Source organism: Mesorhizobium sophorae (assembly GCF_002270415.1).
GTDB lineage: Bacteria > Pseudomonadota > Alphaproteobacteria > Rhizobiales > Rhizobiaceae > Mesorhizobium > Mesorhizobium sophorae.
Genome location: NZ_NNRI01000007.1, coordinates 781,077 through 803,440 on the forward strand (window position 1 = coordinate 781,077; position 22,364 = coordinate 803,440).

The following is a 22,364-nucleotide window of genomic DNA, read 5'->3' on the forward strand; positions in this document are numbered from 1 at the left end:
GCCGTTTGGGTCCAGGCTGTTCTGGCAATGACGATCCTCCAGCATCCTGGCGCCGCGGCTTTTATCCGCGGCGCCAGCGCCGGAAAGCGGCCGCGAGGTGGCCTGCCGGCGCTCGTCCGCGGCAGTGGACCGTTGGTTATCTACGCCGTGTTCGCCCTGCTGATCGGATTGCCGCTTGCCCTGGTGCTGGTCCAGGCAGTGATGCCTGGACTGTTCGCCGCGCAAGGTGCAAGCAACAGTTTGAGCCTCGAGCCCCTGGCGCGCGTCTTCAGGTCGCCCTATGTCGCCGGATCGGTCCTGCATTCGCTCGAACTCGGCATGCTCGTCGCCTTCACCACGACCGCCTTGGGCGGCGCCTTCGCGGTCCTTGTCCAGCGCTGTGACATTCCGCTGCGAACCGCTATTTCCGCGGTGCCGTGGCTGGTTTTCCTGACACCGTCCTATCTGAAGGCACTCGCCTGGGTGTTGCTGATGTCGCCCGGCGGCTATCTGGCGCAGTTTGGACTGCTGCCTGCCTGGCTGGGCTCGTCGTTTTTCGGGCTGACCGGCCTGGTGTTCGTCCACACGCTCAGCCTGTTCCCGCTGGCGGCCTTCATTATCGGCAGCGCGCTGGCCGGGTTGGGCAGCGAACTGGAAGATGCCGCGCGGCTCTCCGGTGCCAGGCCGCTCAGGATCTGGCTGCGCATCAACGGTCCCTTGCTGGCGCCGGCCATCGCCTTGAGTTTCATCGCCACCTTCGCCGAGGTGCTGTCCGATTTCGGCCTCGCCTCGACCATTGCCAGAATGTCTGACTTCGGTGTCCTGACCTATGGCATCTACGCGGCCGCAAGCGACTATCCCGTCGACTTTCCCGCTGCCGGCGCCCAGGCTCTGGTCTTGCTCGGTCTTGTCCTGCTCGTCGTGGTGGCGGACCGGCTGTTGCGTCGCCGCGCCGATCCGCGCCTGATATCGGGGCGCGCCCGGCCGGCCCGACTCTACAATCTCGGCAGCTGGCGCTGGCTCGCCATGGCGGCGGCGCTCGCCATCGCTTTCCTCGCGCTCGCCTTGCCGCTCGCCGCGATCGCGGCGCGCGCCCTGACGCAAACGCTGGGCCATGGGCTGATCTGGAGCAATGTCACCACCGTCAATGTGGTGGCGGCGCTCAGCCTGAACACCGCGGCCAATGACGGCTTGCTGCGCAGCCTGTTCTATGCCGGGCTGACGGCGGTGATCGCCAGCACGCTTGCTTTGCTGTTGTCGGCGCAGCTCGACCGTGCGAGCCCGGTCCTGCGCACCGCCGTCGTCGGCCTGTCGCTGGGCGCGGTGGCGATACCGGGCATCGTGCTCGGCTTCGGCTATATCCTCGTCTGGAATCGCCTGCCGGGTTTCCGCGACTGGCCGTTTCCCCATTATGGCGATGGCTCGCTGCTGGTCATGGGCTATGTCGCGGCGGCACTTCCCTATTGCCTGGTGGTGATCCTTTCGGCCATCGGCCAGTTGGCGCCTAGCCTGACGGATGCGGCGCGCCTGCACGGCGTCGGGACGATCCAGCGATTGCTGGCGATCACCCTGCCGCTGATCCTGCTGAGTGTGGTGACGGCCTTCCTGCTGACGTTCATCCGCACCGTGTTCGAACTGCCGATCTCGCAGATGCTCATTCCCCAGAGCGGCCCGCCGGCGCCGACGCTCATCTTGAAACTGTTCAGCCACGACCGCGACGGATTGGCATCGGCAATCGCGCTGGTCGCGATGGCGGTCGCGGGAATCGGCGCGGCAATGGTCTGGTATCCGCTTCAGCGGTTCGTCAAACCGCGCCGAAGTGGCGGGCATGTCGAACCCGGCAGCGGTCAGATCGCCAGAGCGGGAACCTTGTCATGACCGCCTCCCTGCATTGCACCGGCATTTGCAAGTCGCTCGGTGGCCGCGCCATTCTGACCAACCTCGATCTCAAGATCGCCGCCGGCGAGGTGGTGTCCCTTCTCGGCGCCAGCGGGTCCGGCAAGACCACGCTGCTGCGCATCATTGCCGGACTGGTCGAGCCCGAAAAGGGGTTGATCACGCTGGACGGACGCGTCGTGTGGAGCGAAAAGTCAGTGATACCGCCCGAAAGGCGGCAGATCGGCATGGTCTTCCAGGACTATGCGCTGTGGCCGCACATGACGGTCGCCAACAATCTGGCCTTCGGGCTCAAGGCGCAGCGGCTTTCCGATCGCGACATCGCCCAGCGGCTGGCCCATGCGCTCGACGTCACCCGTCTTGCTCCCTACCGGGATCGCTATCCCACGGAATTGTCCGGCGGACAGCAGCAGCGCGTCGCCATCGCGCGCTGCCTTGCCGCCCGGCCGGCGCTGATGCTGTTCGACGAGCCGCTGAGCAATCTCGACGCGGCGCTGCGCGAGGACATGCGCATAGAGATGATGGAGCTGGTGCGCCGCGAAGCCATCACCGTCGTTTATGTGACGCACGACCAGGCGGAGGCGATGGCCGTCTCCGACCGCATCGCCATCATGCGGGCGGGCGAGATCGTCCAGTTCGATACGCCGCGCGCCATCTACGAAGCGCCGGCCGATTCCTTCGTGGCGAGCTTCATCGGCGGTTTTTCGATCGTTCGCGGCCAGGTTCGTGACGAACGCTTCTCGATCGCCGACAGCGATGCCGAAACAGTGCGCACTCCGGGCGCCCGTTCCGGCGCCGGCATGCTGGTCATTCGCCCCGAGGACGCGCGCCCGGCCGACGCCTATCCCGACAACCGCCTGCAAGGCAGGGTGCTGTCGAGCGCCTTCCAGGGCCGATGCTGGCGACTGGCGGTCGATCTGGGGCCGCAGCGCGTGCGGCTCGACTGGCCGGAAGCGCCGCCAATTGGCGCCTCACTTGCTTTTTCGCTGCCACCGGAGCGCTGTGTGGTGCTGAGCGCATAGTGATGCGCTATCCGCTGGGCAACGACCTTCGAACAGATCATGGTCAAACGAGACGATACAGGAAACCTTCATGCAGACTCTGACACCCATCCTTTCGACGATCACGGCGGCATTCCTGGCGTCTTTCGTGGAGGTCGTCGAGGCCTTCACCATCGTGCTCGCTGTCGGGGTGACGCGCAGCTGGCGCCCGGCACTGACCGGCGCCGCACTGGCGCTGGCGCTGCTGGCGGCCCTGGTGCTGACGTTCGGCCCGCTGCTGGCGCTGGTACCCATCACCACGCTGCAGTTCGTCGTCGGGGTGCTGCTGATCCTGTTCGGCATGCGCTGGCTGCGAAAGGCCATCCTGCGCAGCGTCGGCGTCATCGCCCTGCATGACGAGGAGGCGGCCTTCTCCAAGGAAACCGCCGCCTTGCACCAACAGGCCAACGACCGCCGCGCCGACTACCTCGCCGGGCTGGCGTCGTTCAAGGCGGTGCTGCTCGAGGGCGTCGAGGTGGTGTTCATCGTCATTGCGGTCGGCGCCGCACATGGGCAAACGCTCTACGCCAGCCTCGGCGCGCTGGCGGCTTTCGTCCTGGTGATGCTTATCGGCCTGGCCGTCCATCGGCCGCTGGCACGGGTGCCGGAAAATGCGCTGAAATTCGTCGTCGGGCTGATGCTGACCAGCTTCGGCATCTTCTGGACCGGCGAAGGCATCGGCGCCGACTGGCCGGGTGCCGATCTCGCCTTGCTCGCCATTTTCGCCATCGTCGCGCTGGCGTCGTTTGCCATGGTGCGCTGGCTGCGCGGTGCCTACCCCACACTCACCGGAGGGCTCGTCCGATGAACGTCATTCGTCTTGCGGCCAGGGAATTCTTCGGCATGTTCGTCGATGACGGCAGTCTGGCGCTGCTGGCGCTGGTCCTGGTGGCCATCATCACGACGGCGGTGAAGCTGCTGGCGCTGCCCCCGCCGATCGGCGGCGCCCTGCTGTTGATAGGCTGCCTCGCCATCCTGTTGCACAGCGTTCGCCGCGCCGCACGCGGGACCAATCGATAGGGCCGGCGCTGAGGCGGTTGCTCCAGTCTAAGCTCCAAGGGCAAAGGGCATCAGCGACACGGTGCCAGCCGCACTTTCGCCTGGGGCGAGCACGATGACGCCTTCGTCCGGATCGCTCCATCCGCCCCGGTTGAAAGCGCCGGAGGCGTTGGTCTGCGGTTCGACGCAGAAATACGGTTTCGTCGGGTCGGCGTACAGCATCAGGTGTCCGAAGACGGGATCGGCCTTGATGCGCAAGCCTGCGCCGCGCAGGGGAAAGCGAAGCGTCGCCTCGCCTGTCCAGCCACCATAGTCATTGTTGCGCCAGCCGGCGGGCAAAGGGCGGCCGGCGGCGAAGTCGAGTTCGGGTGCAAGCGTGATCGGATCGCCCGCGATGCCCAGCGGTTCTTCGAGATAGAATCGCGTCGCCTCGAACTGCAACGTGACGTCCGGGTCGCGATCCAACCAGGGATGCAGGCCAAAACCGAACGGCATGGAAACCGGCCCCGTGTTGGTCAGCGTCATGGCCACGCTGAGCCCTACCTCGGACACCTCGAAAGCCTGCGTCGCGCGATAGGAGAAGGGTTCGACGCCGGCTGCGATATCCAGCGACAGCGTTGCTTGGGCGTCGCTCGCCTCAGCGACAGTCCAGGCGTGTTTCCAGCCACTGCCATGCACGTTTATTGTTTCGGGTGGATTGTTCGGCTGGACCTGCCAGCGCTTGGCTGCGAAGTCGAAGGCATTTCCAGCGATGCGGTTGGCGTAGGGCATCATCGGAAACATGGCGACGCCAAGCACGTTGCCCGCTTGCCGATCGTCATCGGAAAGCCGGCGCATGAGGTCGATGCCGCGCCAGCGCAGCGAGCCCACGCTGCCGCCAATGCGCGGCACGAGATCGACCTCGAGCGCCCTGGCCCTGAGCGTCAACGGTTCAGGAATTGCACCCATCGCCTGCCATCCATCCGCCATCGATATCAGGCAATTGCCCGATGTGCGTGTCCAGTGGATCGCAGAAGAGCACCACGGCTGCAATCATTTCATCGATACAGAGCTGTGCCGGGGCTGACGGTTATTCCGCGGCCGCACCGGCCACGTTCTTGCGAGCGGCGTCGACCATCAGCCGCCTTGCCCGGAACACGCCCCATTGCTGGTCGACCAGCACGCCGATGAGGATGACGCCACCCATCACCGCGAAATTGAGCGAGGATGGGATGCCGAGCAGATTGACGAGGTTCTGCAGTTCCTGCAGCAGCACCGTGCCGAGGATGACGCCGATCAACGAGCCCTCGCCGCCGCGCAGCGAGAAGCCGCCGAGCACGGCCGCGGCAATGGCATAAAGCTCGTAGAACTGGCCATGGCTGGCCGGCGAGATCGAGCGCGTGTACATGGCGAAATAGATCGCCGACAGCGCCGTCAGCACGCCGCAGATGACATAGGCGGCCATGACGACGCGGCCAGTGCGGATGCCGGAATATTTCGCCGCCTCCTCGTTCTTGCCGATGGCATAGAGGTAGCGGCCGAACACCGAGCGGTGCAGCACCACCCACATGACGATGGAGATGACGATCAGCGCGATGAAGCTGTTAGGCACGCCCCAGGAGCGGCCGGCCGTCAGGAATTCCAGGTCAGGAAAATTCTGACCGAAGGCGAAGCCGGCGGTGCCGTCGGCGGTGTAGAAGCGGGCGACGCCGCGATAGATCAGCAGGCCGCACAGGGTGACGACGAAGGGCTGCAGCTTGAGCCGCGTGATCAGCCAGCCGTGCACCAGGCCGATGATGGCGCCGAGCGCGATGATCAGCACGAAGGCCAGCGGCCAATCCAGCTCGCGCACGGCGATGAAGTCGATGAACAGCGTTCCCAGCAACGCGACAACCGAGCCGACCGACAATTCGATGCCGCCGGTGATGATGACGAAGGCCTGGCCGATCGACAGGATGCCGAACAGGCCAATCAGGTTCGAGGTGTTGGCGAGATTGATCGGCAGCAGGAAGCGCGGGTTGATGATCGCCACCACCGTTCCCACCACCAGGATAAGGATCAGCAGGCCGAGATCTTTCTTGCTCATCGTCTTCTCCCCAATGCCGCCTGAGCAGATCGCGCTTCCCGCGACCCCGCGGCAAAAAACTATTTCGGCTGCTTGCCCACCGCCAGCAGCAGCACGTTTTCCTGGCTGAACTGGTCCTTGTCGAGAATGCCGGAGATCTGGCCCTCATGCATGACGGCGATGCGGTCGGACACGCCGATGACCTCCTCCATGTCGCTGGAGATCATCAGCACGGCGACGCCGGCGTCGGCCAGCGCCCGCATCAGCCCGTAGATTTCCGCCTTGGCGCCGATATCGATGCCGCGCGTCGGCTCGTCGAGGATCATCACTTTCGGGTTCATGGCCAGCCATTTGCCGAGCACGACCTTCTGCTGGTTGCCGCCCGAAAGCGTGCCGGTGCGTGTCTGCACCGACGGCGCCCTGATGCCGAGATTGCTCTTCTGCTTTTCGGCGGTGGCGGTCTCGGCACTTGCCGAAACCAGGGAGCGGCGCGCATGCGCCGGCAGATTGGGCAGCGAGATGTTCTGGGCGATCGACAGGTCGAGCAGGATGCCGGTCAGCTTGCGGTCCTCGGGCACCAGGAAGATACCGTGGGCGACGGCATCCGCCGCCGAGCCCAGCGCAAGCGGCTTGCCGCCAAGCTCGAGCGCGCCGCCAAGGCTGCTGTCGATGCCGAAAAACACTCGCGCCAGTTCGGTGCGGCCGGAGCCGACAAGCCCGGCAAGGCCGAGGATTTCGCCGCGCCTGACATCGAGATCGACAGGCCGGCTGGGATAGGCAGGAGTGCGGATGGCCTTGGCGGCAAGCGCGACGGCGCCGGGAGCCCGCGCGGCCTCGGAGGCTTTTTCGCGCTCCTTCAGCATGCGGCCGATCATCAGCTTGACCATCTGGTCGTGGTTGATGGCGCTCTTCTGCAGCGTTCCGGCCAGCATGCCGTCGCGCAAAACGACGACGCGGTCGGCGACACGCTCGACCTCATGCAGGCGGTGCGAAATGAAGATGACGCTGATGCCGTCAGCCTTCAACGCCTTGATGACGTCGAGCAGTTTGTCCGTTTCGGCGAGCGGCAGGCTCGATGTCGGCTCGTCGAGGATGACCAGCCTTGCCTTGATCGACAGCGCCTTGGCGATCTCGACCATCTGCTGCTGGGCCAGCGACAGAGCGGCGACCGGCGTGTCGGCTGAAAAATTGGCGCCGACGCGCTTCAGCAGCGGCGCCACCATGGTGCGCAGCCGGGCGCGGTCGACGAGCTTGAGCGCGCCGGCGCGCAACGGCTCGCGGCCAAAGAAGATGTTGGCGGCAACATCGAGATTGTCGAACAGGTTGAGTTCCTGATGAACGAAGGCGATGCCCGAACCGAGGCTGGCTTCGACCGAGAGCCCGTCATGGGCGATGCCGTCGACCGTGACGGTGCCGGTGTCGGGCCTGGTGACGCCGCCGAGGATCTTCATCAAGGTCGATTTGCCGGCGCCATTTTCGCCGACGAGGCCGATGACCTCGCCCGGCCTGACCTCCATGGAGAAGCCGTCGAGCGCGACGACGCCTGGATAGGTCTTGCGCACGTTCTCGAGCGTGAGGAACGGGGTGGACGCCGTTATGGATGTTTCGGAATAATTCATCACGCCTGACAGCAGCCGGTGGGCCACAGACTGACCGGCCTTCGCCGGCCCGTCAATACGAATGCCGGCCCGGGGCGAACCCCGGACCGGCGCAATTGCTCTGTCTCAGTTTCCGGACATCGCCTTCAGATTGGCGGCATAGGCGTCGACGTCGTCCTTGCCGATGATCTTGGTCGGGATGATGATCAGGCCGCCCTCCGGGATGCCCGACTTGTCGCCCTTGAGATAGGAAGCCATCAGCTTCATGCCCTGATAGGCCCATTCGAAGGGTTGCTGCACGACGGTGGCGGCAACGGTGCCTTCCTTGACGCCGCCCAGCGTGATCGGATCGTCATCGAAGCCGACGACGGTGATCGAGCCGAGCTTGCCGGCGTCGCGCAGCGCTTCATAGATGCGCGGCGTGTTGTAGGAATAGAAGCCGACCATGCAGGTGACGTCGGGGCTGGCGACCAGCGCGTCCTCGACGTTCTTCTTGGCGCGCGCCTGGTCGATGTCGTCGCCACGCACGTCGACGAGCTCGATCTTGGTGCCGGCGAGGCCGTCCTTCATGCCCTGGATACGCTCCTTGGCATTGTCGGCGCCGAGCAGGCCGACAAAGCCGAGGCACTTGCCGCCATTGGGCATCGCCTTCTTGGCGATCTCGGCCGCCTGCTTGCCGGCATCGACGTTGGACGAGCCGATATAGGCGACACGCTTGGTCTGCGGGGCGTCGCTGTCGGTAGTGAACAGCGCCGTTTGCGAGGCGATCTTGTTCAGCCCGTCGGTCGAGGTCTTGGGATCGACGGCCGAGACCATGATGCCCTTGACGCCGGCCGTAACCAGGTCATCCATCAGCCGCTGCTGGATGGCGACGGAGGACTGCTCGGGATATTTGAGCTCGAGATTGTAGTCCGGCAGTTCGCCCTGCGCCTTCTTGACGCCGGCTTCGGCGGCCTTCCAGAAATCGGAAGCGCCGTTGACGACGAAGGCCAGCGTCGGCTTGTCGTCGGCGCGTGCGATGGCCGTCGCCGTCAGGCCGATGAGCAGCGCCGCTGTGGCTACGGATGCATTTCGTATCAAGGATTTCATGTTCAACCTCCCGTTTGGCTCAGTCGTTCGACTGACCGATCTTAGTCACCTGGAATTTGCCGTCTGCAGCTTGAACGCCCTCCTCCTCAAAGGGTCCCGGCGCCGAAACAACGGCGTCGTTCCAGCTGCGATCATGGACTTTAGAGACTCATCCTTCGTTCGTAAATAGTCCGATTTGTCAGACATATCACTTGTCCAAAACAGAGCTGGCGGAGGTAGTATCCGCTCGCCATCGGGCTGTTTTCACGCACTCCCACCGCTCCCGGACCGACCGGGCCGGATGCGATGGATTGACGGTACAGCGCATTTTTGTATTAGTAAACAGTATTAGTTTTTGAGCAGTACCCAGGGCAGTATTGCGGTTTCGCGGCGCACCTGCCGGCGAGCCGGCGCATTGCGTGCGTCTGAGAGCAAGCCTTGTGGCTTTTGGGTTTCGGACCCTATGGCACTGCGTGAGAGATGGACCTCGAGAGCGCTAATGGATATAAATGATCGCAGCGATTTCTATAAATCGATAATGTCACGCCATCTTGTCGGCCTCACCGGCTGCCGCTAGACAGGCCTAGGATTGGGGATGCCATGAGCGAGACGACGGATCCGGAAACCCTCGACACGGCGAAGCGGCGCAAGCCGCCGGCAAAGAGCGCCAGGGGTCGCGTCACCATGACCGACATCGCCAGGGCCGCCGGCTGCTCGCAGGCGACCGTTTCCTTCGTGCTCAACAATTCGCCCGGCATCAAGCTGTCGCAGCAGACGCGCGAACGGGTGATCGAGGCCGCGCGCTCCCTCGGCTATGCCGCGCCGGCATTCTCCGCCCTGCGGGCGCCCGTGGCCTCGTTCGAAGGGCTTGACGGGGTTATCGGCTTTGCCGTCGACCAGCTTGCCACCAGCCCCGAAGCCGTCGTCGCCATCGAAGGCGCCCGGCAGGCCTCGTGGAACGCCGGCAACGTGCTTCTGGTGGCGCAGACGCTGGGCGATTCCGTCATGGAGCCGCGCGCCATCGCCGCCTTGACCAAGCGGGGCATTTCGGCGCTGATCTACATGACCATCTTCACCCGCGAGATAACAGCGCCCGACTATCTCTACGGCCTCGACATCCCGGTGATCCTGCTCAATTGCTATACGGCGGACTATGCCTTCCCCGCCGTGGTGCCGAGCGAGATCGCCGGCGGCCAAAGCTCCACCCGCCACCTGATCAGCCACGGCCACCGCCGCATCGCCACCATCACCGGCGAGCCGTGGATGCAGGCCGCACAAGACCGGCTGAAGGGCTATCGCCGGGCGCTCGCCACCGCCGACATCCCGTTCGATCCCGAACTGGTGGTCGAGGGCGACTGGTCGGCCAGCGCCGGCTATGCCGCGACCGTCAAGCTTTTGGCGCTGAAGGACCGGCCGACCGCCATATTCTGCCAGAACGACCGCACCGCGATCGGCTGCTACGAGGCGCTGAAGGAAGCCGGCCTGCACATTCCGCAGGACATTTCCGTCGTCGGCTACGACGACGAGGAAATCGCCCGGCATTTGTTCCCACCGCTGACGACCTCGATCCTGCCGCACATGGCAATGGGACAATGGGCGATCGAGCAGCTCGAGGTGCCGGCGGCTCCTGGGCGAGGACGCTATCCGATCACCAAGCTGGAATGCCCGCTCGTGGAACGGGAGAGTGTGCGGGCCGTGGCGGCCGTGTCCTAAAAAGCGCGTCGCGCTTGAAGAGGTTCAGCGGCAATTCATGTCTTCCATTGCCTTCGCTGCCCGGTTGTTCGCGGCCATGCAAAAGTCCGCCCAGAAATAGTCAAATGCCGCGAATTGACCGCGAGCAAGTCCCGACCTAGCGTCCGCCGCGGTTGGGTTTGGGTTGCCTCAAGAATTTGGTGCTTGAAACGGGTGCGCTGTCCCTGGCGCGGCATCCGGGCGGACAGCTGTGTCCTGTCGACGGGCTCCAGCAGGGCACAAGGGGCGGATGACGCTTGAGCGGCAGGTCTTTTCGGATGGCGGGGCGCGACCCCTCGCGCGCCTGCGGTCCAGGACGCGGCGCGTTGGCGCATTCCTCTTGCCGACCAGGGTCGGCGGCTAAACCCAGAGGATCAATTTTTGCGGCGAACCCGGCCATCACCGCCAGGCGTCGGTGCGGGCGCTAACGAGGGACGACGATGACCACTTTCACGATTTCCGACCAGGCCACCCTCAACGCGGCGATCACCGCTATCGCGGGCCGCGCCGGGACAGACATCTTCAATTTCACGACCAGCTTCACGCTCAGCGGAAATATGACGCCGCTGTTCCTGACGGCCGGCGAAAACCTGACGATCAACGGCAATGGCCAGACGATTGACGGCGCCAACACCTATGGCGGCTTCGTCATCGAGCACGGCACTGTCGCGATCAACGACCTCGACATCGTCCATACCACGGCAAGAGGCGGTACCGGCGGCGTGTGGCAAGGCAATGGCAGCGGCGGCGGCGCCGGGCTGGGCGGCGGCCTGTTCGTCGGCGCCGGCGCCAATGTGACGATCAACAATGTCGATTTCACCGGCGACCGGGCCATCGGCGGCAATGGCGGCGGCATCAGCTGTTGATTTTCACTGAGAACTGACCCGGCATTTCCACCGAGATTTGACCCGCCTTTCATGTATGTTTCGGTTCGGGGTTGAGGGTCAAGGTTCTGGCTTTCTCCTTCGCTTTCTTAGGCTCGTGTGCAGAGCTGTTCTTGAACCGGAAGCTGTCGTTTCCGGTTTCCAGGATGTGGCAATGATGGGTGAGCCTGTCGAGAAGGGCGGTTGTCATCTTGGCGTCACCGAAGTTGTCATGATGCCTCCTTCCTTGATCGCCTGTTGCGTGCGATGCGCGCCCGCAGCGTGCTGATCTGGTTGTCCGAGAGTTCGATTTGCCATGGCTGGCCTTTCGTGAGCTGACGCCCCGTGACCCATCCGCGGGCGAGATAGTCGAAGATAACCTGCGGTGTGATACCCAAGGCGGCTGCTGCCCCTTGAACGGAGTAGGTTCCATCCGGCCACCGAGCTGGATTGGCGCCAATCCCGTTGATCTTGACGGTGGGAATGCTCCAGCGTGTCCGCAGAAGCCAGACATTCTCACCTTTGAACGCGCAGCCGCGTGCTGCGACAAAGCCTTCCGCGTTCAGCGTCGCCGCAATCTCCTTGTCCATCTTGCCGTCGGCATTCAGCTCCGTCACGCGCTCGCGCAATCTCTCGATATCGATGTAGTTGGCGTAGGTGTGGACACGCCTTTGAAGAGAATGCTCGCTTGTTGCCCCGGTCTGCCACAGGATCTTGAACCAGACCTGGCCCCGCAACCGCTTCTGATCGAGGACGACCTCGTCAATGATGAGACGCAGGATGCCCTTTCGCTCGGCCGACGTCGTTGAAGGGGCATACCAGATGCCAGGCAGGTCTTCGCCCAGCTTTTGAAGACACTCGCGGTCGGACTCACTCAAGACCAGGGGCTCGTCGGACCGCCACCGTTCGTAATCCTGCTCGACGGCTTCGGCGGCGCGCAGCTTCTCTTCCCAGCCGCGCTCCAGAGAACGCGCCACCAGACGGTTCTCGGGCTCCACCGCGTCGTATTGGCGCCGTGCCCGTTCCGTCTCATAGCGGGCCCGCTCGCGCCTCAGAGCCCACTGTCGCTCGAGCTGACGTGTCTCTTCTTCAATCTGGCCCAGCGCGGCAATGGCGATGGCAATCCTGTCCGGCTTCAAAGCGTCGAGCAGGATGCTTTCAACATGTGCGTCGACGGGCAGCGCGCGCACTTCCTGGCATAGCGGTCCGCCGTCCTGATCGCGGTCGGCACGACACGTGTAGACGGGATAGTTACCTGCAGGACCGCTATAGCGTAGGCTCATCCGGCGACCGCACCGGCCACAAACGGCAATACCCTGCAACAGTGCCGCTCCCTTGCGCGGCACGCCGGAATGGCCAGCCTTATAGCGGTTGATGTTGTTTGCCAGTAGTCTCTGATTCTCCATAAATTCCTCCCAGTCGATGTATCCGGGATGGGCAGACTGAAGACAAACCTCCCAGTCCGCGATGGGGACCTTCACCGTCTTCGGGCGATAGACATCATGGCGAACCCGCCCGCCCTCCGCCCGGTATCGTCCATAAACATACGCCCCGGCATAGGCAGGATTTTGGAGAATGCTGAGAACCCGTGAACTGTCGGCCTCGCGCCACATGATATCGTGCGGAGCGGGACCCATAAGTGGACGCACAGGCAGTGGCAGATCGTTCTTTCGCAAGTATCGCATCACGGCCCGTGCACTGTGAAGCTCGCGGAATTTGGCGAAGACAAGGATGAGCCTTGCCTGCACCTGCTCATCGGGATTGAGAGCAATCCCGCCTGCGCGATCATGGGCCAGTCCGGCGGGAACGGGAAGCCGCAGCTCGCCACGCGCCGCCTTCTGACGTTCGCCCTGATGGAGGCGCTGCCTGATCTGGTGAAGCTCCGCCTCGCTCATGATGCCGGACAGGCCGAGCAGCAGGCGATCGTGGTAAGCGCAGGGATCATAAAGACGTTCGCCGTCGGCAATGATGACGCTGAAGAGCGAGCACAAATCAAGGAGCTGATGCCAGTCGCGATTGTTGCGGGCAAGCCGCGAAGCGTCGAGGCTGATAACAAGGCCGGCATTGCCCAACCCGATCTCGGCGATCAGCTTCTTGAACCCCACCCGCTCAACTGTCCCGGACCCCGATTTGCCAAGATCCTCATCGATGACGTGCACACGTTCATGCGGCCAGCCGAGGGCGACGGCACGATCGACGAGGCGGTACTGCAACTCCGTGCTTTCTTGATGATGCCGCACCTGGTTCACGGAAGACTGGCGAACGTAAATATAAGCGAGCTTGCCGCGATGCGCGGCTGTCACACATTCGTCCGGCCTATTCGACGCTCTCAACATGCCCGTCCGCCTCGAGCAGCGCGCGCGTTGGTCGCATCCGCATCAGCAGGGGAGCAAGGTTCTGTGCGATCTGCTTTTGCGTTTCCGCTGGCAAGTTGAGCCAAGGTCCCGGGAGTGTTGTCATGCCCGGGTTCGGAAGTTCGGTGAAGGTCTGGGACGCTACGCGGTGCAGATTCGACTGGATGTTCATCGCGAATCACCTCCTCGATACGAGAGGCGAATGTGCTGTTCAAATGGTGCATCAATGTGAGCAACGTCCGGGCGTTGATCCGCCCCAACGACTTCGACGCGCCTTGTTCTTTCGGAGACGGCGCTGCGAGGTCGGTTACCGAGCGCCGAATAGAACGCCGGCGCCCGTCAGGCAGCCGTACGACGACGAAGTCTGGACCTCGGGCCGAATGGGATGACAAAAGCTGAAGACGCTGACCCGCAAGGCCGTGGCGCGGATCCGTGACGGTTAAATGAGATACCACCCCGTCCAGAATGGCGGCACCCTGTAATGTTGGGTTCGCCGAAGACACTCGCCCACTCGCTGAAGCTGAGGTTTGTGGTGATGATGACGCTGGTGCGTTCGTAGAGCTTGCTCAGCAGATGGAAGAGCAATCCTCCACCTGATGCACTGAACGGCAGGTAGCCAAGTTCGTCCAGGATCACGAGATCGGAATGGACGAGGCGATTGGCGATCTGGCCGGATCTCCCCTGAGCCTTCTCCTGTTCCAGCGCATTGACCAGCTCGACCGTCGAGAAGAAGCGAACCCGTTTGTGATGATGCTCGATGGCCTGCACGCCAAGAGCGGTCGCAATATGGGTTTTGCCTGTTCCGGGGCCGCCGACAAGCACAATGTTGTGGGCCTCATCGACGAACTCGCAGCGATGAAGCTGCCGCACGAGTGCCTCGTTTATCTCGCTGCTGGCGAAGTCAAAGCCGTTAAGATCGCGATAGGCTGGAAAGCGTGCGATCTTGAGCTGATAGGCTGTCGATCTGACCTCGCGTTCCGCCGTCTCGGCCTTGAGCAGTTGCGACAGGATCGGAATGGCGGCTTCAAACGCTGGCGCTCCCTGTTCGGTGAGTTCGCCCACAGCTTGCGCCATGCCGTGCATCTTCAGGCTCCGGAGCATGATGACGATTGCGCCGCTGGCAGGATTATGACGCATGGCGCACCTCCACGGCCTTCCTCAAGGCATCATAGCGTTCGACATTGGCCTTCGGCTCATTGGTGAGCGTCAAAGCCTGAGGAGCATCGATGGCCGGCGGCGTGAGGGATTTGCCGTCGACGAGCCGATGGAGAAGGTTCAGCACATGGGTCTTGGTTGGAACGCCGGCCTCCAACGCCATCTCCACGGCCAGGAGCACGGCCTGCTCGTCGTGTTGCAGGACAAGTGCCAGGATCTCGACCATCTCGCGATCGCCGCCCGGCTTCTTGAGCAAATGCTGCTGCAACGACCTGAATGCATCGGGAAGTTCGGCAAACGGTGCTCCGTTGCGTAGGGCGCCTGGCTTGCGCTGAACGACAGCCAGATAGTGCCGCCAGTCATAGATCGTCTGTCCTGGTCGATCATGCGAGCGATCGATGATGCGGCGATGCTCACAGACAATCAGACCTTCTGCAGCGACAACGACACGATCCGGATAGACCCGAAGGCTCACGGGCCGATTGGCAAAGGACGCCGGAACGCTGTAGCGGTTGCGCTCCAGATGCACGAGGCAGGTTGGGGAGACCCGCTTGGTGTATTCGACAAAGCCGTCGAAGAGACGGGACGCCGGCATGAGAGCCTGGGCTTCCTCGGCCCAGACATCCGCAATGGTGCCGCGCATTTTGCCATGCGGGGTCTTGTGCCAAAACTCCTTGCATCGAACCTCCAGCCAGTCGTTCAGGGCTTCCAGGGATGGAAAGCGCGGCATGGGTTGCCACAGTTCGATGACGCGCATCCTGCACGTTCTTCTCGACCTGTCCCTTCTCCCAGCCAGAGGCCGGATTGCAGAACTCAGGCTCGTAGAGATAGTGGCTGGCCATTGCCATGAAGCGGATCGCCTTCGTCCCGGTTGCGAGAGACCAGTTGCTTGCCGCGTTGAACGAGGGCAAGGGAGACGTTGCAGGCGGCAATCTGACAATCACGGCCGGCCGGCGGCAGATCGTCGATTTCGCTGCGCCTTTCGCCGAAGGCGTGCACGAAGTCCTTGTCACCGGACCGGCGGCGCCGCCTGTGGCGACGGTCGACAACCTGGGCGGCAAGGAGGTCTTTGTCCGCAAGAGCAGCAGCTACTACGAGCATCTCCTGGCGATCAACGCGGATCGCAAGCTGGCCGGCAAGGCCGAGATTCTCGTTCGCGAGATCGATGAGAACCTCGAAGACGAAGACCTGATGGAGATGGTCAATGCAGGGCTGCTTCCATGGTGCATCGTCGATCGCTTCTCGGCCCGCATCTGGGCCGAGGTGTTCGAAGACATCAAGGTCAACGACGACATCGCCATTGCGGACGACGGCCAGATCGCATGGGCGATCCGCAAGGACAGTCCGCAGCTGAAGGAGATGCTCGCCGGCTTCGTCAAGGAACACAAGGTGGGGACGACCTTCGGCAATATGCTGAAGAAGCGCTACTACCAGAGCGACAAGATCGTGCGGGCAGCCTACGACAAGGCCGACCTCAAGAGGTTCGAGGAGCTATCGGGCTACTTCGAGAAGCACGCGGCAACCTACAAGACCGACGTGCTGCTTCTCACCGCGCAAGGTTACCAGGAATCGCGGCTGGACCAGAGCGAGCACAGTTCGCGCGGCGCCGTCGGCATCATGCAGCTGCTGCCCACGACGGCGGCCGACAAGTCGGTCGGCATCACGGGCATTGCCGATAGCGCGGACCACAACATCGAGGCCGGCGCCAAGTACATGCTCTATCTCACGACGCACTACGTGACCGAGCGAGACATCAAGCCCGTCGACCGGATCCTCATCACGCTCGCCGCCTACAATGCAGGCGCAGGAAATCTCAAGAAGATCCGGCGCGCCACGATGGATCTCGGGCTCAATCCGAATGTGTGGTTCGGCAATGTCGAGAACGGCGCCGCCAAGATCATCGGGCGCGAGACGGTCCAGTATGTTGGCAACATCTACAAATATTATATCGCCTACACGCTCTATGAAGAGCGCAAAGCCGAGCGGAAGCCTGAGACCGCTGTGGTGGGCGCCCAGTGATGGGCGCCAAAGTCGGTCGAATCCGCCTCAGCGCGACTTCACGGCCCGAAATGTTGTGCAAGTAGCGTCGAACGTGCTGATTGCGCTGAGACCTGGACCGTCTGCTGCGGATCGCCATGGCAGCTGGTGGGAGATTGAGCTGAGCGGCAGCTGGGACTTCAGCACCAGTTCGATGGTCTTCGCCAATGTCGAACACCAGCACGCCTTCGAGGGCGATTCCGACGATGTCGGGTTGGCAGGTTGACCGGCCGGGTGAGGATATTGCCAGCCTGGCCAATCGAGGCACGCTGCCCACTCAGCCTCATGCCCAATCTCCAGTGTGCAACCGCAAAATCACCGTTAGCTGTTTGCTCGATCTGGCAGCTTGAAATAACAGAACGGTGTCACCCCGGTGTTACCCCAAACATTGCGCCAGAAGTCTACCTTTGAATGCACGCCGTATTTGGTAATAAGATCAGCCTTTTACATGGCGCACCCGACAGGATTCGAACCTGTGACCTCTGCCTTCGGAGGGCAGCGCTCTATCCAGCTGAGCTACGGGTGCTTTCAGGACCGGCGATCTTGAAAACGAACCAGCCGGTGAACCGGCAAGTCACGGCTTCTTAGCGGAAGCCGGAGCGGGCTTCAACGGGCAATTGGTGATTGGCCGCGTCTGAGGGTCGAGCAGCCTGATCCGGTTCGCGCTCCGCGTGGCCCTTCGCAGGCTCCTTGCCCTTCGGGCGTTCAGCCCCCTCAAAAGGTCCACCGGACCTTTCGATCCGCCCGAAGGCGGACCGGGGTTTCACCGTTCGTCGTTCGGAAAGCCAAGCAATTGGCTTTCCGTCCGCTACCGCTCCTCCACTCCTCACCCCTTCACCGCTCGCGCCCTTCGCGGCGCGCGCTTTGGCTTCTTGGCGCCGGTCAGTTCGTGCATCGCGTCGAGCTGCATCTGCTGCATTTCGGCCAGGCGGGTCCATTGACGCGAGATGAGGTAGTCGAGTTTTTCGTGCAGATGGCGCACTTCGAGCTCGGCCTTGAGGTTGACCCGGTATTCGTTGAAGGAGCGCAGGCGGTCCTTGGTCTCCTGCCGCTTCTGGCTCATCATGATGATCGGCGCCTGGATGGCGGCGATGCAGGAGAGCAGAAGGTTGAGCAGGATGAAGGGGTAGGGATCGAAGGCGCTCACCGTGCCCTCGAGCAGGTTGACGCCGATCCACACCAGAAGCACGGTGGCGAAGGAGATCAGGAACCACCAGCTGCCGCCGAAGGCGGCCATGTTGTCGGAGACGCGGTCGGCAAATGTCCGGTGCTCCTCGAACTCCTCCTCGCTGTTTTCGGAAATGGTGTCTTGCCTGGCGATCGATTCGACCACCTGGCGGTCGAGCTCGGAGAATTCGCCATGCTCCTGCTGGAGCAGCTCCTCCATGTAGCGCATGCGGTAGCGGCCAAGCTCGGCGCGGCTGATGCGGGCGCCAGCCGGCAGGTCCGGATGGTCGGCATGGATGCGGTCGGCGAGGCTCGGGCGCAGCGTGTCGATGCGGACCAGATCGCGCTTGCGGAATTTCCGCCCCGAGATCGCCGATGGCTTTTTCTTCGCCTTGGCGTGTGATGCGCCTGGAGCCGATGGCTCCGAATCCGGCACTTCGGGCACCTCGGAGTGCTCGTCCGAACCATGCTCGGCCTCATGCTCGCCGATGGTCGGCGCCTCGAAATATTCGCCGCCGCCATCGTTCTGGTTTTCTGCCGGCTGCTCCGGCGTTTTCGGGACGGTGCTCATGGTGCGGGCTCCTGATGGGGGTGCTCAGCTTGACGATACGCCTATGCCGCAACATCGCCAGTTTCGCGACGGATTTCGCATGGCGTACAAGTTCTTGTGATCGATCTGAAGGGGCATCGGCTGGCATGGCCGAAGAATGCAGCGGCGGGATGGAAGCTCGTTCGGTAGCGATCCTTCCCACCCCCTCTGTCCTGCCGGACATCTCCCCCGCAAGGGGGGGAGATTGTATGTCACAACGGCTTTCGCCAATCCCCAACGTCGAAGAAAAGGCGCCGTCAGAGCAAACTGCCAATCTCCCTCCTTGCGGGGGTTGAGGAGTGGTCCGCGTAGCGGACGGGAAGCCAATTGCTTGGCTTTCCTAACGACGAACGTCCGGCAGGACAGAGGGGGGTGCCGTCCCGCCGACATCACACGAACTTCAGCACCGCGGCAGCGCTCCGAAGTCGCGGCATGGTTAGCGACGGCAACAAAAAACCCGCCTCGCGGCGGGTTACTCGTCCTGTAGGTCAGTTGGCGCAAATCAGCACCATAGCCGAATCTATAGCACAATTGCCCTCAGCGGGCAATGCTTGCTACCGGCAGCTCGCCCTTCGCAGACTCAGGGCGTTCGTCGTTCAAAAGCCAAGCAATTGGCTTTTTGTCCGCTGCGCGGACCACTCCTCACTGCTCGGCGAACATCAGCCTGGTCTTGGTGTCGGCCATGGCAGGCGACAGGCTGCGCTGGATCAGCGTCTCGACATGATCGTTGCGCTGGCGGGCGCTGTCGGCGCCCATCACCACGACGATCAGCTGGCGGCCGTCGGCGTCGTAGGAGGTGACGATGTTGAAGCCGGAGGCCCTGATGTAGCCGGTCTTGATGCCGTTGACGCCGCGCACGCGGCCGAGCATGTCGTTGTGGCCGCGCACCAGCCTGCCGCGGAACATGAAATCGCTTTCGGAGAAATAGTGGAACTGCTGCGGGAAGCGGGAATGCAGCGCCATGCCGAGCACCGCCATGTCGCGCGCCGAGCTGTGCTGGTCGTCGTCGGGCAGGCCCGACGCGTTGCGGAACACGGTGCTCACCATGCCGAGCTGGCGCGCCTTGGCGGTCATCATGGCGGCGAACTGCTCCTCCGAGCCGCCGAGATATTCGCCGACCGCCACCGCCACGTCGTTGGCCGACTTGACGACAATGGCGCGGATCGCCGAATCGACGTCGATGGTCTCGCCGCGCCGGAAGCGCATCTTGGTCGGCGGCTGCGAGGCGGCGTGATCCGACACCGGGATCTGCGTCTCCTTGGTGACGCGGCCGGTCTCCAGCGCCTCGAACAGCAGGTACAGCGTCATCATCTTGGTCAGCGAGGCCGGGTAGCGCTGCGCCGTCGAGTTGACCTCGAACAGCTGCTTGCCGGTTTTGGCGTCGACGACGATGGCGGCATATTTCTGCGGCGGCGCCGGCACCGCCAGCACGGCATCGGGCGGCGTCACGGTCGTGCAGCCGGCAAGCAGCAGCAACAGGCCAAGGGCCGCAAAAAGTCTCTGGACGAGCGGCAGTGGACGCGGGTTGGACAAGGGCAAGTCTGTTCTGGTCATACTGTTGCTGAGATGAGGCGAAGCTAACGTAACGCGCCAGCTGCGTCCAACTGGTTATGACGGTCTCAGGGCAATTCCCCTGGGTTTTGAACGGCGCCAACCGATTCTAGCCCCATCTTCCGGATGTTTGCGCTGCCCCTCACCCCCCTCTCCCCGTGAAGAACGGGGAGAGGGGGGTCGCTGGCGCTGGAGCTCTCCCTTCTCCCCGTTCTTCACGGGGAGAAGCTGCCGGCAGGCGGATGAGGGGCAGCGCCGACTTGGGATAGTGGTGCGCCCCTATCGAGCAGCCGCCCCGAAATCGCCTGTTTCCTGTCTTCCCTTGCCAAAGCCGCGCTTCCTGTGGGAAGGGGCGTGGCATCTGTCGGCTTGGGGGGCTTGGGCATGACGAACATCGGGGCTGGCGGCGTTGCGCCGTCGCTTATCAAGGCATCACTCAGCCGTACCGGCAAATGGGCCGGCAGCATCGCCTTTGTCGGGGGTGCTGCTTCAGACATCCTCAATCCGCTGGCGCCGTTCGCCGCCTATATCGCGCTGGTCGCCTCGGTGGCGGCGGTCATCATCGCCATCGCCATCGTTCTGCGGCTGGTGCTGGCGGCCAAGGCACTGCCGGCGCTCATTTTCGCCACCAGCGCCGCCGCCGTCGCCGGCGGCGTCTACGGCCTGCAACAGCAGACCAATTCGCAAAACGGGGTGATCGCCAGCCTGGTGCCAGCCATCGCCGGGCTGCAGCAATCGATGGGCATCGTCTCGGAGAAGGTGGCCAAGATCGAGCAGACCGTCACGCAGACGCAAAAGACGGTCGAAGCGGTCAAGCAGTCGACCGACACGGTGGCGAAGAAGACTGATGAGATCGCGTCGGCCCAGCAGCAGCAGACGCAGCAGACCGCGCAGGTGCAGAAGACCGCCGAAGAGGTGAAGAAGCAGACCGAGACGCTGGCCGCCGGACAGGCGCAGCAGCAGGCCCAGACCGAGAAGCTGCAGGCGACGACCGAGCAGATCGCCGCCTCGATCGACACCATCGCCAAGGGCTTTGCCGCCCTTGCCGCGCAGGGCGGGGCGATCGCCGAGCCGAAGCGGCCGGACGAGTTTTATCACAACGCCCGCGTCTACGAATTGTCGGGCGACATGCTCAATGCGCGGCGCTCCTACCTCGCCTTCGCCGGCTTCGATGTCGATGCCATCGACCCCTACACGCGCTTTGCCACGCTGCTTCGGGTGCAGGACGGCAAGGCCGGCGCCCGCGAGGTGTTCGGCGCCCTTTCCGACAAGGGCAAGGCGCTGTCGCTCAAGCTCGTCCATATCCTGCAGTTCGACGACGCCCAGCGCCTCGACAAGCTCAACGCCTTCATCGCGGCCAATCCGGATTTCGCACCGGCGCATTTCCTGCTGGCGCAGGAGTTCTCGGAAGATCGCCTCGGCGCCCAGACGCTGGCCGACAAGCGCAACGAGGCCAAGGCGCTGACCAAATTCATGTCCTACGAAAAGGACGGCGGGCTGCTCAAATATTTCGTCGACCAGACCCAGCTCGCCGACTGGCTGGACCGCAGCCGCAGCCGGCTGGCAGCACTCGGCGACGTGCTCGATCCCTCGCGCTTCGTGCCGACGCTGACGCCGATGCGCTCGAACCAGGGCTGGTCGATGACCATCTCGCTGCCCGAGCCGGCGACCGCCATCTCCTGGCGCATGGGCGACAGCGGCCCGTTCACCGACACCGGCTTCCTGGCGCTCAACGACCAGACCACCGGCAAGCCGATGCCCAATCCGAGTTTCGAGCTGCCTAGCAGCACCGCGGCCGGCACCATCGCCGTCAAATATCTCGACATCAGGGGGCGCGAGACCGGCCCGTTCGACATCCGCTTCGACCCGGAGGCAGCACTCCAGCAAGGCGACAAGCAGATCCTCGACCAGTTCTGGACCTCGTGGATCGCCTTCGACTCCGGCGGCAATCACGGCCTGGTCTATTTCACCCAGATGCTGTCTTACCGCTGCGCCATCAAGGAGGTGCATTACAGCCTGAACGGCGCCGCGCTCGACAAGTCGTTCGAAATACCGCCCTGCGACAAGAAAGACCCCTACGCCATCCCTTACGAGGCCAAGGGCTACATCAAGGTTGCCGACAGCGTGACGTCGATGTCGGTGCAGGTCACCTATACCGACGGCACCAAGTCGCCGGTGCGGGAGTACAAGCGGCAGTAAGCCGTTCATGGCGATGGCTTCGGGTCGAGATTTGCCTTGCCCAGCGTTTGCGCCGCCCCTCACCTGCCTGCCGGCATCCTCTCCCCGTATAGGA

General features: G+C 63.4%; 17 protein-coding genes, 1 tRNA gene and 4 pseudogenes. 9 read left to right on the top strand and 13 right to left on the bottom strand.

What is annotated here, in order from left to right:
* The first annotated feature begins 27 nt into the window (after positions 1 to 27).
* From CGZ66_RS08130 to CGZ66_RS08145, 4 genes are all read left to right on the top strand, one after another.
* Positions 28 to 1,857 carry an ABC transporter permease gene (locus CGZ66_RS08130; protein ID WP_167392030.1) on the top strand — a complete coding sequence of 610 codons (1,830 nt, stop codon included), beginning with the start codon at positions 28 to 30 and terminating at the stop codon, positions 1,855 to 1,857.
* Positions 1,854 to 2,897 (top strand): ABC transporter ATP-binding protein, encoded by a 1,044-nt coding sequence (locus tag CGZ66_RS08135; RefSeq protein WP_095083289.1) that lies wholly within the window; start codon positions 1,854 to 1,856, stop codon positions 2,895 to 2,897. The genes CGZ66_RS08130 and CGZ66_RS08135 overlap by 4 nt, the downstream gene beginning before the upstream one ends.
* A gap of 70 nt (positions 2,898 to 2,967) precedes the next feature.
* The gene (locus tag CGZ66_RS08140; RefSeq protein ID WP_095083291.1) at positions 2,968 to 3,723 is read left to right on the top strand and encodes a COG4280 domain-containing protein; all 756 of its coding nucleotides are present in this window, start codon (positions 2,968 to 2,970) and stop codon (positions 3,721 to 3,723) included.
* Entirely contained in the window at positions 3,720 to 3,935 is a 216-nt protein-coding gene (locus CGZ66_RS08145) for a hypothetical protein (protein WP_095083294.1), read from the top strand. The genes CGZ66_RS08140 and CGZ66_RS08145 overlap by 4 nt, the downstream gene beginning before the upstream one ends.
* Before the next feature lie 27 nt (positions 3,936 to 3,962).
* Here the strand turns inward: CGZ66_RS08145 and CGZ66_RS08150 are convergent, their stop codons facing one another.
* From CGZ66_RS08150 to CGZ66_RS08165, 4 genes are all read right to left on the bottom strand, one after another.
* Positions 3,963 to 4,862 (bottom strand): aldose 1-epimerase, encoded by a 900-nt coding sequence (locus tag CGZ66_RS08150; protein ID WP_095084324.1) that lies wholly within the window; start codon positions 4,860 to 4,862, stop codon positions 3,963 to 3,965.
* 121 nt (positions 4,863 to 4,983) lie between these two features.
* Positions 4,984 to 5,979 carry an ABC transporter permease gene (locus tag CGZ66_RS08155; RefSeq protein ID WP_095083296.1) on the bottom strand — a complete coding sequence of 332 codons (996 nt, stop codon included), beginning with the start codon at positions 5,977 to 5,979 and terminating at the stop codon, positions 4,984 to 4,986.
* Between the two features lie 59 nt (positions 5,980 to 6,038).
* Positions 6,039 to 7,577: a sugar ABC transporter ATP-binding protein gene (locus tag CGZ66_RS08160; protein WP_095084325.1), complete on the bottom strand. Its 1,539-nt coding sequence runs from the start codon at positions 7,575 to 7,577 to the stop codon at positions 6,039 to 6,041.
* A 105-nt stretch (positions 7,578 to 7,682) separates the two neighbouring features.
* Positions 7,683 to 8,645, bottom strand: a complete 963-nt coding sequence (locus CGZ66_RS08165; protein ID WP_095083299.1) for a sugar-binding protein — start codon at positions 8,643 to 8,645, stop codon at positions 7,683 to 7,685.
* Positions 8,646 to 9,224: 579 nt separating this feature from the next.
* On the opposite strand from CGZ66_RS08165, the gene CGZ66_RS08170 reads away from it, so the two are divergent.
* Positions 9,225 to 10,337 (top strand): LacI family DNA-binding transcriptional regulator, encoded by a 1,113-nt coding sequence (locus CGZ66_RS08170; protein WP_167392031.1) that lies wholly within the window; start codon positions 9,225 to 9,227, stop codon positions 10,335 to 10,337.
* A gap of 458 nt (positions 10,338 to 10,795) precedes the next feature.
* Positions 10,796 to 11,221 carry a hypothetical protein gene (locus CGZ66_RS08175; protein ID WP_095083301.1) on the top strand — a complete coding sequence of 142 codons (426 nt, stop codon included), beginning with the start codon at positions 10,796 to 10,798 and terminating at the stop codon, positions 11,219 to 11,221.
* Between the two features lie 49 nt (positions 11,222 to 11,270).
* Here the strand turns inward: CGZ66_RS08175 and CGZ66_RS08180 are convergent.
* From CGZ66_RS08180 to CGZ66_RS08200, 6 genes and pseudogenes are all read right to left on the bottom strand, one after another.
* Positions 11,271 to 11,444: pseudogene (locus CGZ66_RS08180) on the bottom strand (ATP-binding protein); the annotation flags it as partial.
* Between the two features lie 4 nt (positions 11,445 to 11,448).
* Positions 11,449 to 13,521 carry a recombinase family protein gene (locus tag CGZ66_RS08185; RefSeq protein WP_245331040.1) on the bottom strand — a complete coding sequence of 691 codons (2,073 nt, stop codon included), beginning with the start codon at positions 13,519 to 13,521 and terminating at the stop codon, positions 11,449 to 11,451.
* Between the two features lie 13 nt (positions 13,522 to 13,534).
* Complete coding sequence (locus CGZ66_RS40685) at positions 13,535 to 13,744, bottom strand: hypothetical protein (RefSeq protein ID WP_095083306.1); 210 nt, start codon at positions 13,742 to 13,744, stop codon at positions 13,535 to 13,537.
* A gap of 157 nt (positions 13,745 to 13,901) precedes the next feature.
* Positions 13,902 to 14,075: pseudogene (locus CGZ66_RS41695) on the bottom strand (hypothetical protein); the annotation flags it as partial.
* A pseudogene (gene istB / locus CGZ66_RS08195) lies at positions 14,050 to 14,709 on the bottom strand (IS21-like element helper ATPase IstB); the annotation flags it as partial. The pseudogenes CGZ66_RS41695 and istB, both read right to left, overlap by 26 nt.
* Positions 14,699 to 15,581, bottom strand: a pseudogene (locus tag CGZ66_RS08200) (Mu transposase domain-containing protein); the annotation flags it as partial. The pseudogenes istB and CGZ66_RS08200, both read right to left, overlap by 11 nt.
* Between CGZ66_RS08200 and CGZ66_RS08205 the strand changes: the two are divergent.
* Positions 15,574 to 16,746, top strand: coding sequence for an MltF family protein (locus tag CGZ66_RS08205; protein ID WP_095083308.1), 1,173 nt, complete (start codon positions 15,574 to 15,576; stop codon positions 16,744 to 16,746). The pseudogene CGZ66_RS08200 and the gene CGZ66_RS08205 sit on opposite strands and share 8 nt — an antisense overlap.
* Before the next feature lie 55 nt (positions 16,747 to 16,801).
* A complete protein-coding gene (locus tag CGZ66_RS08210; protein WP_095083311.1) occupies positions 16,802 to 16,990 on the top strand; it encodes a hypothetical protein in 189 nt (62 codons plus the stop codon).
* Positions 16,991 to 17,213: 223 nt separating this feature from the next.
* Here the strand turns inward: CGZ66_RS08210 and CGZ66_RS08215 are convergent.
* From CGZ66_RS08215 to CGZ66_RS08225, 3 genes are all read right to left on the bottom strand, one after another.
* Positions 17,214 to 17,290 (bottom strand) — tRNA-Arg (locus CGZ66_RS08215).
* A gap of 300 nt (positions 17,291 to 17,590) precedes the next feature.
* On the bottom strand, positions 17,591 to 18,502 hold the full coding sequence (locus CGZ66_RS08220; RefSeq protein ID WP_095083313.1) for a DUF1003 domain-containing protein: 912 nt from the start codon (positions 18,500 to 18,502) through the stop codon (positions 17,591 to 17,593).
* A 660-nt stretch (positions 18,503 to 19,162) separates the two neighbouring features.
* The gene (locus CGZ66_RS08225) at positions 19,163 to 20,074 is read right to left on the bottom strand and encodes a D-alanyl-D-alanine carboxypeptidase family protein (protein ID WP_245331041.1); all 912 of its coding nucleotides are present in this window, start codon (positions 20,072 to 20,074) and stop codon (positions 19,163 to 19,165) included.
* A 381-nt stretch (positions 20,075 to 20,455) separates the two neighbouring features.
* On the opposite strand from CGZ66_RS08225, the gene CGZ66_RS08230 reads away from it, so the two are divergent.
* Positions 20,456 to 22,270 carry a methyl-accepting chemotaxis domain-containing protein gene (locus CGZ66_RS08230; RefSeq protein ID WP_167392033.1) on the top strand — a complete coding sequence of 605 codons (1,815 nt, stop codon included), beginning with the start codon at positions 20,456 to 20,458 and terminating at the stop codon, positions 22,268 to 22,270.
* Positions 22,271 to 22,364: the final 94 nt, after the last annotated feature.

Bases quoted from the DNA above. Each gene is read 5' to 3' on its own strand.
- CGZ66_RS08145 (WP_095083294.1), top strand. From the start codon at position 3,720: ATGAACGTCATTCGTCTTGCGGCCAGGGAATTCTTCGGCATGTTCGTC.
- CGZ66_RS08130 (WP_167392030.1), top strand. From the start codon at position 28: ATGACGATCCTCCAGCATCCTGGCGCCGCGGCTTTTATCCGCGGCGCC.
- CGZ66_RS08165 (WP_095083299.1), bottom strand. From the start codon at position 8,645: ATGAAATCCTTGATACGAAATGCATCCGTAGCCACAGCGGCGCTGCTC.
- CGZ66_RS08225 (WP_245331041.1), bottom strand. From the start codon at position 20,074: ATGACCAGAACAGACTTGCCCTTGTCCAACCCGCGTCCACTGCCGCTC.
- CGZ66_RS08220 (WP_095083313.1), bottom strand. From the start codon at position 18,502: ATGAGCACCGTCCCGAAAACGCCGGAGCAGCCGGCAGAAAACCAGAAC.
- CGZ66_RS08135 (WP_095083289.1), top strand. From the start codon at position 1,854: ATGACCGCCTCCCTGCATTGCACCGGCATTTGCAAGTCGCTCGGTGGC.
- CGZ66_RS08205 (WP_095083308.1), top strand. From the start codon at position 15,574: ATGAAGCGGATCGCCTTCGTCCCGGTTGCGAGAGACCAGTTGCTTGCC.
- CGZ66_RS08230 (WP_167392033.1), top strand. From the start codon at position 20,456: ATGACGAACATCGGGGCTGGCGGCGTTGCGCCGTCGCTTATCAAGGCA.
- CGZ66_RS08140 (WP_095083291.1), top strand. From the start codon at position 2,968: ATGCAGACTCTGACACCCATCCTTTCGACGATCACGGCGGCATTCCTG.
- CGZ66_RS08150 (WP_095084324.1), bottom strand. From the start codon at position 4,862: ATGGGTGCAATTCCTGAACCGTTGACGCTCAGGGCCAGGGCGCTCGAG.
- CGZ66_RS08160 (WP_095084325.1), bottom strand. From the start codon at position 7,577: ATGAATTATTCCGAAACATCCATAACGGCGTCCACCCCGTTCCTCACG.
- CGZ66_RS40685 (WP_095083306.1), bottom strand. From the start codon at position 13,744: ATGAACATCCAGTCGAATCTGCACCGCGTAGCGTCCCAGACCTTCACC.
- CGZ66_RS08155 (WP_095083296.1), bottom strand. From the start codon at position 5,979: ATGAGCAAGAAAGATCTCGGCCTGCTGATCCTTATCCTGGTGGTGGGA.
- CGZ66_RS08175 (WP_095083301.1), top strand. From the start codon at position 10,796: ATGACCACTTTCACGATTTCCGACCAGGCCACCCTCAACGCGGCGATC.
- CGZ66_RS08170 (WP_167392031.1), top strand. From the start codon at position 9,225: ATGAGCGAGACGACGGATCCGGAAACCCTCGACACGGCGAAGCGGCGC.